We start from the raw sequence: 10459 nt of genomic DNA on the forward strand, positions 1-10459 counted from the left end.
CGTGCCTATGGATGAGAGGTCGCCACGTGCAAGACTGTGGCGCGGCCAACCACGGGAGGGCGGATGTCCGGTTCAATGAATCTCACGACCCATGAGCTCATGCTCAGGGACAGGGTCATCTCGGCGCTCAACAGCTCCCTGTCCTTCCCCCAGGTCCTCGAAGCCACGCGAGCGCCCCTCCTCGAACTGGCGCCGTCCGACTCCGTGGCCTTGTGCCTCATGCGGACCACGCCTGTCCTCGACTTCAAATGGCTGGTCCCGGGCCACCCCATCCCCTTGCTCGAACACTATTCCAGCGTGTCCGACCATGACTTCGTCCGGGCCCCCATCTTCGCCCGGCCCAACGAGGTCATCCTCGATGAGGAGATGCTCCCCCGCCGGGAGTATGAACACAGCCTGCTCTACCAACGCAGCCGGGAGCTGGGGCTGGGCCTGGAGCACGTCATGGCCGTCCTCCTCCCCATCCGCCCCGACTTCCTCGGCGCCCTCGCGCTCTACCGGACGCAGCGACGCTCCTACTCCCCCCAGTGCGCCGCCGTCCTCTCCAGCCTCACCCCGCACCTGGTGAACGCGGTGCGCAACTGCAGTGACGTCCAGGCCCTGAACACCGGCGCCCTCCTCCTCGAAGAGCTCCACGACCACACCGACACCGCGTATCTCATCGTGGAGCCCTCCTCTCGCGTGGTGACGCGCTCCAAGCACGCTGGCGTCCTCCTGGAGCGGTGGTTCGCGCCCTCTGATTTCCATTCCTCCGGACTCCCCCTCCGTCTCAAGGAGCGGTTGGATGCCCTGATGGGCATGGACGCGGATTCGCGGCTCGAGAAGAACGTCTGGGTCTCCCTCCAGGCGGATGGCTACCGCACGGTCCGGTTCATCGAGCTGCCTGCCAGCGACGGCCCGCGGAAATGGGCCCTCCTGATGAACGAGATCCCCATGTCCATCCCGCTCCCCGTGGACATGAGGAGCAAGCTCACCCTTCGCGAGGCCGAGACCGCGAAGTACCTGCTCCGCAACTGGACCCACGAGCAGATCGCCGGTGAGCTCGGCATCAAGGTCCATACCGTGGATACCCACGTGCGAAACATCCGCGACAAGCTGGGCATCGACAACCGCGCGGAGCTCCTCTACCAGGCCGCCCGCCTCAACAAGCCCGTCTGAGGGAACAGGTCGCGCCGTTCTCCAGCGCGAGGAAGCGCGCGACGGAGTCCGCCGGAACCTCATCGAGCGTGATGATGAGCGGCAGCGTGAACCACTGGAAGTACGTGTCGAAGAGCGGCTCCGCGATGAAGCGCGCCCCCAGCGACCTGGCGAAGAGCGAGGGCGCCCTGGGCAGCCGCAGCCCGTCCAACGTCCCCTGCTCCGCCTTGGCCCGCTCCTCCGGCGTGTAGAAGGGACTGCGGGGCTGCGCCGGGGCCTGCCACGGGTCGGGCACCTCCACCCGCCAGCGCGGACTCAGCCATCCCCGGGAGGCCGCCACCTGCCACGACAGCAGCGCGTCCTCGCGCGAGTCCGTGTCCAGGTTCGCGGACGCGATCCAATGCGTCACCCCGCGCCGCCGGCTCTCCACGTACATGCCCGCCTGCAGCCACGTGACGGCCTCGGAGCGCCGCCACGGCTCCAGCACGCAGAAGCGCGAGGGCTCCGCGATCACCATCTCCGGCCGGATCACCCCGGAGAGGTCCACCCGCTGCTCCATGTCGATGCCCACCGTCCCGCCCACGCGGGCCGCCATCTCCGGGTTGGGCAGCAACAGCCGCACCGTCGCCACGGGCTCCGTGTCGGCATAGACGACCACGTGCACCGTGGTGTCGAGCGTGTCGAGGCACGTCACCTCGCGCCGCGACGCCGCCGGCTGCCCGGACAACAATCCCAGCTCTCCGCCGAAGACAGCCCAGCGGATGCGAGCCGCGTCATCGATTTCCCGCTGCGTGGTGGCAACACGCCAATGCATGCATGTCATGGGTCATCTCCCGGTAGCGAAGCGAGGCCGGCGTCGCGCCGCCCGCACACGTTCATTCGCCGCGGAGGACCCGAGTTCGAGCACGGCCTGCGTTTCCCGGCCCTCCGGTCCCCGGCGCACTCCAGGGACCGAGCACGGACAGTGTCTGGAGTGGAGCCATGGCGCTGTGATGGCCCCCACGTATCCTGGAATGATGAACGCGCTCGCCCTGCTCACCCTGATCGTCCCGGCCACGCCGGAGGATGGCTCCCCGCAGCCCTGGTTCACGGTGGGACCGCTGCTGAGTGTGAGCCGCCGCCAGGAGGACACCGCCTGGGGCGTGGGACTGGAGTCCACGCTCAACGTGGCGATGCACAACAACAGCTCGCAGTCCTTCAAGTCAGGCGCGGTGGGCGTCTTCGGACAGGCACAGTGGATGGACGGCGACCACGTGCGGTTGTGTGGCGGAGTCCAGGGCACCTTCCTGTTCCTCGGCCTGGAGGCGGGCGTGGCCCATGAGACAGGGACGGCGGTCCATCAGGCCACGACGTCACTCCACCTGGCGCCCTTCCTCGGCTTCATCTATGGCTCCGTGGGCGTCCGCTTCAGCGTCCCGTTCGAGGACGGGGGGCAGCGGATGGGCCGCATCCCGTATGGCCGGGAGGTCGGCCTCACGTTGACCCTCAAGAAGCCCTTCTCTCCCATGCTCTGACGCCCCAACGGCGTCTCCATGCCAGCAGGACGACCGCCTCTGTTTCAAATACAGGGAGCGGGCGGTTTCATGAAATCAACGTGATCGACCTGGTGGCTGGAGCTTGAGAATCTGCTGTTGCCGCCGCCCATATCCTCATCGAACCCGACGGCGCCCGTGCGTTCGTGTCCTGCACGCCGGCCCATCACAAAGGCCTGACGGAATGGATTGGGCGATACGGAAGTGAGCCCGTCGAGACGGATGGAGGGCCGCTGACGGGGCGCCATGCGCCCCTCCTCCACTCACGCCTGCGGTGCTTCCGCCGGCTTCCCCTGGGGGTCCGCGGACGCAACCAGCCAGATGGCGAAGCCTCCCAGCGCCAGAGCGCAGCCCACCCATCCCGTGGACGGCCAGCCCAGTCCGGCCGCCACGGCCATGCCTCCGAGCCACGGCCCCACCGCGTTGGCGACGTTGAAGGCGCTGTGGTTCAGCGCGGCGGCCAGCGTCTGCGCTTCACCCGCCACGTCCATCAGCCGCGTCTGCAACACCGAGCTGAGTCCGCCTCCGCAGCCCACCAGGAAGACCACGGGCGTGATGGACCACAGGTGCGCGGTCGCCATCGGGTACAGCGCGAGCGAGGCCGCGCTCCACAGCAGCAGGCCGCCCGCCGCGCGCATCTGGAAGCGATCCGCGGCCCAGCCCCCGAACAGGTTGCCCACGGTGAGCCCCACGCCAAAGACACCCAGCACCGCGGGGATGACTTCCGCGCTGACGCCCGTCACGGCGAGCAGCGTGGAGGCCAGATAGGCGTAGACCGCGAACATGCCTCCGAATCCAACCGCCCCGATGCCCAGCGTGAGCCACACCTGACGACGCTTGAGGGCGCCCAGCTCGCGCAGGGGGCTTGCTTCCGGATGGGGCGGATCCTTCGGCGCCAGGGCGAAGACCAGGACCATGGTCAGCACGGCCAGCACCGCGACGGTGGCGAAGGTCCAACGCCAGCCGAGCAACAGGCTGAGCGTGTTGGCGAACGGAACTCCCATCACCGTGGCGATGGTCAAACCCAGCAGCACGCGAGAGACGGCCTGGCTGCGACGCGCTCGCGGCACCACGGAGGCCGCGACCAGCGCCGCGACCCCGAAGTAGGCGCCGTGCGGCACCCCGCTCAGGAAGCGGAAGGCGAGCATCCAGCCATAGGTCGGCGCCAGCGCGCTGAGCCCGTTGGCGACGGCGAACAGGGCCATCAAGGCAATCAGCAGGATGCGCCGGGACATCCGCGCGCCCAGCACCGCCAGCACCGGCGCTCCGATGACGACGCCCAGGGCATAGGCGCTGATGACATGTCCGGCGGTCGGCTCGTCGATGTGCAGCCCCGCCGCGAAGGCGGGCAGGATGCCCATGGACGCGAACTCGGTCGTCCCGATGGCGAAGCCGCCCATCGCCAGCGCGAACAGGGTGAGGCCCGCATGCGGAGCACGCGTCGTCCCAGGAAGTGCAGCGTCATCAATGCGAATGTCGTGTCCGGCCACGCGGTCTCTTTCGACGGGCTGCTGTTGCCCAGCGACCGACCCTATCCCGTTCGTCCCCTGGGCCCAGGAGCAAAGCGGCGGCCGGGCGGCCTTGCGCCGAAGCGCACAGCCTCCCCGGCGTCTTTCCAGTCAGGTCGTTGAGAACGGCACTCGCGGTCCCCGGCGGGAGATCAGCGACCAGCCCCACACTGACGTCGCAGCAATAGAAGTGGGTGATGCCCACCGCGATGAACCACGCGTTGAGCCGTGGGTAGGCGTCCCGGATCAAGGTCCCCCAGCCCTTCCACATGGAGACCGTCAACGCCAACACGTAAAGGACCGACGCTGGCGTGGCCACCTGGATTGCCAGCCAGGTCGCCGCCCACCCGTAAGCATGCGTGGAGGAAGGGGGCCGAGAGGTTCAGCGCGCACCGTGATGGGAACCCTGCCATGGGAGGTTCTGCGCCGTCTCAATGGGTCGGTCACCTCCGCGTCGGCTTGACTTCGCAGCAGGCGTGCATTTCGGTGCGCGCCATGATCCCTTCATCCCCAACGCCCGGCTGGCCCGCCTGGGCCGAGAGCCTCCCACCCGATGAAGGCGAGCAGGTGCTTGCGACCGGGGGCCCGTGGTTCATGGCGTATTTCGCCACGGTCATGTTGTCCTTGGTGCTGCTGCCGACCGTGGTGGTTCCACTGTTGGCGGTCTGGTTCATCTGGGGACGGTCCGGAAAGTTCCTGCTCACGAGCCACCGCCTCATCTGGAAGCCGAATCTGGGCAAGACGGTCATCGTTCCCCGCGAGGCGCTGCGGACGTTGGAGATCAGCATCGGGACGCGATTCAGGAGCGTGCGTCTGCGGGGCGCGCAGAAGATTTCGATGCCACTGCTGTGGAAGTACAAGCAGCTCTGGGGTGGACTGGTCCTGCTCCAGCACTGGACACCGCCTGCCGCGACGACTTCAACCGCGGCCTTCCAGGTAGGCTCGGCGTGGCTCGTGTCCGGCCTCCATGTGCAGCCCGGCGCGGTGGTGATTCAGCCGAACGCCGTTCGTTTCTTCCCGGCAGAGTCCTCCGCGAACGTTGCGTCGGAGACGGGCGCCGCGCTGGCCGGGCTGGCGTTGGGCGTCATGCACCGGACCCACCGGGCCCACTTTCCGGTGGAAGCCGCGCTGATGCTCGTTGCCAGGGCGAAGGCTGTCGAGCCCGAGCTCGACACGTTGAGCCACATCCTGCGGGGCGAGACCTGGCAGGGGCCACCCACCGCACAAAAGCCCGCGGGAGCCGGACGCACGCGGATGACCTACCAGCAGGGCAGTCGCAAGTTGACGTTCATGATGCCTGCGACATGAAACACATGCATCAGGACCCCCGGCCACGGGTGTCGTCCGGGCGAAGGCGGCTCAAGAACAAGACCGTGCGACCGTCTTCGAGCACCCGCCAGGAGACCGTGCGATAGGCCCCGCACGTCCCATCATTCGATGCGAAGGTTCGGGCCGTCTCTCCTGTCCCCAGCGTGCGGACGCGTCCGCCCAGGGCATAGGGCGTGGTGAGGCCCACCGTTCGCGGCCTCACTGCCCCCTCAGGCGAGCCCCCCGTGAACGCTTACAATCCCTCAAGCCCCCGCCGAGCTACACGTTCATCGCTGGGACCAATTCTGGGCGTTTGAACCGTTGCACGACCAGATCTGGATCCGGGTGCCCTGGGTCGTGTCGGCATTGAAGACGTCCAGGCAGAGGTTGGCCCCCAGAGCGCTCTGCAGCGTGGCGCCGACCTTCGTCCATCGCTGGGCGGGCGTACCATTGCATTCCCAGACCTGGACACGGGTGCCTGGAGTCGGATCGCCGCCGGAGACGTCCATGCAGAGATTGGGCGCCAGGCTGCTTCGCAGTTCCCCTTGAGCGGTCAGGGTCCACTGCTGCGCGGCGGTGCCGTTGCACTCCCAGAGCTGGAGGGGCGTTCCTTGAGCGGCGCTGCCTCCAGTCACATCCGCGCAGCGATTCGAGGCCAGGCCGCTGACCAGGGCGGGGGCGGAGGAGGGCGTGTACAGCGCGGCCAGCGCGGTGAGGTCGCTGGAGGTGAACTCGCCCGACTCGACCGAGCGGAAGCAGGAGTTCATCAGCGAGCCACCGACGTTCGCCGTGGTCGGCGTACCCGGAATGTGGATCGCGCCGACGCCGGCCTGTCCCTCGTCGCCGCCGGAGCCACAGCTGACGGCGCGGTTGTAATAGTCCGAGTGGCGGAATCCGACGGTATGGCCAATCTCATGCGTGATGACATGCTCGATGACGTCAACGCCGTACTGGCTGAGCTGGCCACCGATGTTGATCTGCCCATACGGATTGCCGTTCGCCGGGAACCCGGCCGAGCCACCGTTCAGGTTCGGGTCGATGACCGCATTGATGGTGAAGCTGCAGCCGGTGCTCGGCGCGCGCGCCATCGCGAAGGTGAGCGGCAGCTCGTCGAAGTTCTGGATGGCCAGGTCCAGCGCCGTGCTGAACACGCCGGTGAACGCCGGGCCGTTGATGCAGATCTTCGTCAAGGAGGGGCTGACGAGGTTGGTCGTGCGGTACTGCTCCTCAGTGGTCGCACCGTCCGCGAGCATCTCGCGCGAGGCGGCCAGGGACACCTCGGCGTCCCGCCCGACGTAGACCTTCCCGTCCACGACCATGATGTCGTCGGACGGGAACCCGGCATTGACCAGATTGCCAATGATTTCCTGCGCCTCATCGGGTGGCTCGCCACACCCGAATCCCAGCGCAATGCATCCGGCCGCAAGTACAACGCTCCTTGAAAACATGGATGCTCCCTGTGATGGACCTGCATTCGTGGACGAATGGCAGACCACTACCAGTAAATACCGTCAAACAAGAAAGACTGGATCATGCAAGCACTTGGACCCAATCAGGCAGTGTTCGCGAGCTGACTTTCATTGGGCGCCAGCGGAAGTGAGGCCCTCCAGGCTCAACGGCGGCCTTGACTGAACGCACATTCAGTCGCAGCGTGGGCGGGTGAAGCCACGTCCCGTCGACAATCCGCCCAACCCCTGGGCGAGCACCGCGGTGGAGTACCTGGACGAAATCCCCCCTGCCCGGCTGGAGGTCTACGAGGACCACAGCCGCTCGGTGGTGTCGAAGAACGACAGCCCCGACGTGTGCTTCTCCTGGAGCGTCAACCCGTACCGGGGCTGCCTCCACGCGTGCGCCTACTGCTACGCGCGGCCCACGCACCAGTACCTGGACTTCGGCGCCGGCACCGACTTCGAGACGCGCCTCGTCGTCAAACCCCAGGCCCCGGAGCTGCTGCGCGAAGCCTTCGAGCGCCCGTCCTGGAAGGGCGAAACCGTCGTCTTCAGCGGCATCACCGACTGCTACCAGCCCCTGGAGGCCTCGCTGCGTCTCACCCGCCGGTGCCTGGAGGTCTGCGCCGAGTACCGCAACCCCGTGGGCATCATCACCAAGGGCGTGCTGATTGAACGCGACCTGGACGTGCTCCAGCGACTGGCCGGTGAGACCAAGCTCACCGTGAGCATCAGCCTGCCCTTCCACAACGAGGAGCTGGCGCGCGCCATGGAGCCCCTCGTCGCCACCCCGAAGCGGCGGCTGGGCACCGTCCGCAAGCTCGCGGAGGCCGGCATCGACGTGGCCGTGTCCGTGTCCCCCATCATCCCCGGACTCAACGACGAGGACATCGCGCGGGTGCTCGCCTCCGCGCGCGAGGCCGGCGCCACGCGGGCGCACTACACGCTGCTGCGGCTGCCCGGCCCCGTGCAGGCCGTGTTCGAGGAGCGCCTGCGCGCGAAGCTGCCCCTGCGCGCGGACCGGGTGCTGCACCGCATCCGCGAGACGCGCGGCGGGGAGCTCACCGACAGCCGCTTCAAGCACCGCATGCGCGGCGAGGGCCTGTACGCGCAGACCATCCACCAGCTCTTCGCGACGTCGGCGCGCAAGGTGGGCATGAGGGCCTCCTCCGTCACGGAAAACGCGCCGGACACCTTCCGGCGTCCGACGCGTCCGTCCACCTCCCCGCAGCTGTCGCTCTTCTAGGCGCGGGCTATTTGCGGATGAGTTGCAGGATGGACAGCAGGATGACGGCGCCCACGGTGGCCACCAGCAGCGAGTACAGGTTGAAGCCCGTCACGCCGCTGCCTCCGAAGAAGCTGAACACCCAGCCGCCCAGCATCGCACCCACGATGCCGGCGACGATGTTGGCGAACATCCCCATCCGGGCATTGGTGCCCTTGATGATGCTGGCCAGCCAACCCGCGATACCACCCAACACCAGCCACGAGCAGATTCCCATGCCGTCCTCCCGGTAACAGGGCCGAAGCCCTTACCAGACCTCACAACGGTTCGCAGCGGGGGCGACCATCTTCGTCCCCGCCTGACAGGAGAACGCCTGCTGGAACTGCGGCAGGTTCGTCACCGGTCCGTTGACGCGCAGGAACGCGGGCGAGTGTGAGTCCGTCATCGCCCGCTGCCTCGCAGCCTCATTACGAATCTTCGAGCACCACGATTGCGCGTGCGCGAGGAAGAACTGCTGCCCGGGCGTGAAGCGGTACGACGCCGCCTTCGCCGCCTGGTCCGGGTGCTTCGCCAGGTAGGCCTCCATCGCCGCGTACGCCAGCTTGAGGCCGCCCAGGTCCGCCACGTTCTCCCCCAGGGTGAGTTTTCCGTTCACCTTCACCTCGTCCACCGCCGTGTAGCCGTCGTACTGATTGCGCACGCACGCCACGCGCTCGCGGAAGGCCTTGTCGGACGCCGGGGTCCACCACGTGCGCAGGTTGCCGTCCGCGTCGAACTGGCGGCCCTCGTCGTCGAAGCCGTGGGTGATTTCGTGGCCCACCACCATGCCCATGGCCCCGAAGTTCACCGGCGCGACCGCGTCCCGGTTGAAGAACGGCGGCTGGAGGATGCCCGCGGGGAACACAATCTCGTTGGTGGCCGCGTTGTAGTAGGCGTTCACCGTGGGCGGCGACATGAACCACTCGGTGGGGTCCACCGGCTGGCCCACCTTGCGCAACTGCCGCGCCTGTTCGAACGCGCTCGCCGCCAGGGTGCTGTCCAGGAACGCGTCGCGCTTGATCTCCAGGCCGTCATAGCGGCGCCACTGGTCCGGGTAGCCGATCTTGTTGGTGATCTTCCGCACCTTGGCCAGGGCCTGCGCCTTGGTCTCCGCGTCCATCCACTTCAGCGTGTCCAGGTTGCGCTCGAAGGACTGCTCAATCTGCTGGACCATGTCCAGGGTGGTGGCCTTGCCCTCCGCGCCGAAGGTGCTGGCGATGAAGGGCCGGGCCAGCGCGTGCGGCAGCGCTTCGTCGGTGGCCTCCACGCACTTCTTCCAGCGCGCCAGGTCCGCCTTCGCGCCGGTGAGCACCGTGGACTCGAAGCGGAAGAACTCGTCGCGCACCGCCTTGGGCAGCGCCAGCTCCACGCTCTTCACCAGGTGGTAGGACAGGTACGGGCCCATGTCGGAAGGCCGCTGCTGGCGCACCAGCGCGGACACCTCCGAGAAGTACTTCGGCTGCGTCACGTTGAGCGCTTCGCCCGCGGGCAGCCCCACCTGCGCGAAGTACGTGTCCCACTGGAACGCGGGCGCCAGCTGCTTCAGGCCCTGGCGCTCCAGCCGGTGGTACACCTTCTCCGGCTCCCGGCGCTCCTCCTTGGGCAGCGACGCCGTGGCGAGCCGCGTCTCGATGGCGAGGATGCCCGTGGCCTTGCGGCTGGCCACGAAGGGCGCGTCCCCCAACAGCTCGAAGACCTTCTGCACGTGCGCCTGATAGGCGGCGCGGGCCTCGCGCATCTTCACGTCGGGCTTCAGGTAGTAGTCCCGGTCCGGCAGGCCCAGGCCGCCCGAGTCCACCACCGCGATGACCTGCGTGGAGTCCTTCTGGTCCTGATCCGACCCCACCCGGAAGAGCGCGTTCACGTCGCGCGCGTGCAGCCACGCCACCGCCGACGCCACGTCCCGCGGGCTCTTCAGCGTGGAGAGCCTCGTCAGGTGCGTGCGCAGGGCGGGCAGCGACTTCTCCAGCTGCGCCTCGTCCATGCAGGCGCCGTAGTACGCGCCCAGCAGCTTGTCGTCCGGCGAAGCGTCGCCCTTGCCCTCCGCGGCGCGGGTGAGGATGTCGCGCAGCACCGTCTGGTTGCGCTCGGCCACGGTCTCGAAGCCCCGGCTCCAGCGCGCGCGCTCGGCGGGGATCTCCGTGGTCTTCAGCCAGCCGCCACAGGCGTAGGCGTAGAAGTCGTCACAGGGGTTCGCCGACGGATCCATCACCGCGGCGTCCAGGCCGGGCGGCATCTGACGCTCGGCGGGGGGGATGGAGG

General features: G+C 67.9%; 10 protein-coding genes. 4 read left to right on the forward strand and 6 right to left on the reverse strand.

Translation table 11 applies throughout. The annotated features are described in order from the left end of the window. Nucleotides 1–99: 99 nt before the first annotated feature. On the forward strand, nt 100–1158 hold the full coding sequence (locus D7X74_RS16955; protein WP_233602134.1) for a response regulator transcription factor: 1059 nt from the start codon (nt 100–102) through the stop codon (nt 1156–1158). Here the strand turns inward: D7X74_RS16955 and D7X74_RS16960 are convergent. After that, nucleotides 1142–1960: a GNAT family N-acyltransferase gene (locus D7X74_RS16960; RefSeq protein WP_120534012.1), complete on the reverse strand. Its 819-nt coding sequence runs from the start codon at nt 1958–1960 to the stop codon at nt 1142–1144. The genes D7X74_RS16955 and D7X74_RS16960 overlap by 17 nt on opposite strands. 169 nt (nt 1961–2129) lie before the next feature. Here D7X74_RS16960 and D7X74_RS16965 point away from each other — a divergent pair, with 169 nt between their 5' ends. Next, entirely contained in the window at nt 2130–2651 is a 522-nt protein-coding gene (locus D7X74_RS16965; protein WP_147444341.1) for a hypothetical protein, read from the forward strand. Nucleotides 2652–2695: 44 nt separating this feature from the next. On the opposite strand, the gene D7X74_RS42655 is transcribed toward D7X74_RS16965, so the two are convergent. Together D7X74_RS42655 and D7X74_RS16970 are read right to left on the reverse strand one after the other, a co-directional pair. Continuing rightward, a complete protein-coding gene (locus tag D7X74_RS42655) occupies nt 2696–2917 on the reverse strand; it encodes a hypothetical protein (protein WP_147446588.1) in 222 nt (73 codons plus the stop codon). A 15-nt stretch (nt 2918–2932) separates the two neighbouring features. Next, on the reverse strand, nt 2933–4159 hold the full coding sequence (locus D7X74_RS16970) for an MFS transporter (RefSeq protein WP_199732812.1): 1227 nt from the start codon (nt 4157–4159) through the stop codon (nt 2933–2935). Between the two features lie 504 nt (nt 4160–4663). Here D7X74_RS16970 and D7X74_RS16975 point away from each other — a divergent pair. Further along, on the forward strand, nt 4664–5485 hold the full coding sequence (locus D7X74_RS16975; RefSeq protein ID WP_147446589.1) for a hypothetical protein: 822 nt from the start codon (nt 4664–4666) through the stop codon (nt 5483–5485). Nucleotides 5486–5772: 287 nt separating this feature from the next. Here D7X74_RS16975 and D7X74_RS16980 read toward each other — a convergent pair whose 3' ends face one another. Further along, on the reverse strand, nt 5773–6933 hold the full coding sequence (locus tag D7X74_RS16980) for a M57 family metalloprotease (RefSeq protein ID WP_120534015.1): 1161 nt from the start codon (nt 6931–6933) through the stop codon (nt 5773–5775). Between the two features lie 211 nt (nt 6934–7144). On the opposite strand from D7X74_RS16980, the gene D7X74_RS16985 reads away from it, so the two are divergent. Beyond that, entirely contained in the window at nt 7145–8179 is a 1035-nt protein-coding gene (locus D7X74_RS16985; protein ID WP_120534016.1) for a PA0069 family radical SAM protein, read from the forward strand. A 7-nt stretch (nt 8180–8186) separates the two neighbouring features. Here D7X74_RS16985 and D7X74_RS16990 read toward each other — a convergent pair whose 3' ends face one another. Then, the gene (locus D7X74_RS16990; RefSeq protein WP_120534017.1) at nt 8187–8435 is read right to left on the reverse strand and encodes a GlsB/YeaQ/YmgE family stress response membrane protein; all 249 of its coding nucleotides are present in this window, start codon (nt 8433–8435) and stop codon (nt 8187–8189) included. Between the two features lie 30 nt (nt 8436–8465). Continuing rightward, a partial coding sequence (locus D7X74_RS16995; RefSeq protein ID WP_147446590.1) for a M13 family metallopeptidase occupies nt 8466–10459 on the reverse strand: 1994 nt, incomplete at its 5' end.

Origin of the sequence: Corallococcus sp. CA047B (assembly GCF_003612065.1) — a bacterium.
Taxonomy (GTDB): Bacteria; Myxococcota; Myxococcia; order Myxococcales; family Myxococcaceae; genus Corallococcus; species Corallococcus praedator.

What these genes read in the sequence shown, in the direction of transcription:
- D7X74_RS16960 (WP_120534012.1), bottom strand. Translation starts at nt 1,960, where the DNA reads ATGACATGCATGCATTGGCGTGTTGCCACCACGCAGCGGGAAATCGAT.
- D7X74_RS16965 (WP_147444341.1), top strand. Translation starts at nt 2,130, where the DNA reads ATGGCCCCCACGTATCCTGGAATGATGAACGCGCTCGCCCTGCTCACC.
- D7X74_RS16980 (WP_120534015.1), bottom strand. Translation starts at nt 6,933, where the DNA reads ATGTTTTCAAGGAGCGTTGTACTTGCGGCCGGATGCATTGCGCTGGGA.
- D7X74_RS42655 (WP_147446588.1), bottom strand. Translation starts at nt 2,917, where the DNA reads ATGGCGCCCCGTCAGCGGCCCTCCATCCGTCTCGACGGGCTCACTTCC.
- D7X74_RS16990 (WP_120534017.1), bottom strand. Translation starts at nt 8,435, where the DNA reads ATGGGAATCTGCTCGTGGCTGGTGTTGGGTGGTATCGCGGGTTGGCTG.
- D7X74_RS16955 (WP_233602134.1), top strand. Translation starts at nt 100, where the DNA reads ATGCTCAGGGACAGGGTCATCTCGGCGCTCAACAGCTCCCTGTCCTTC.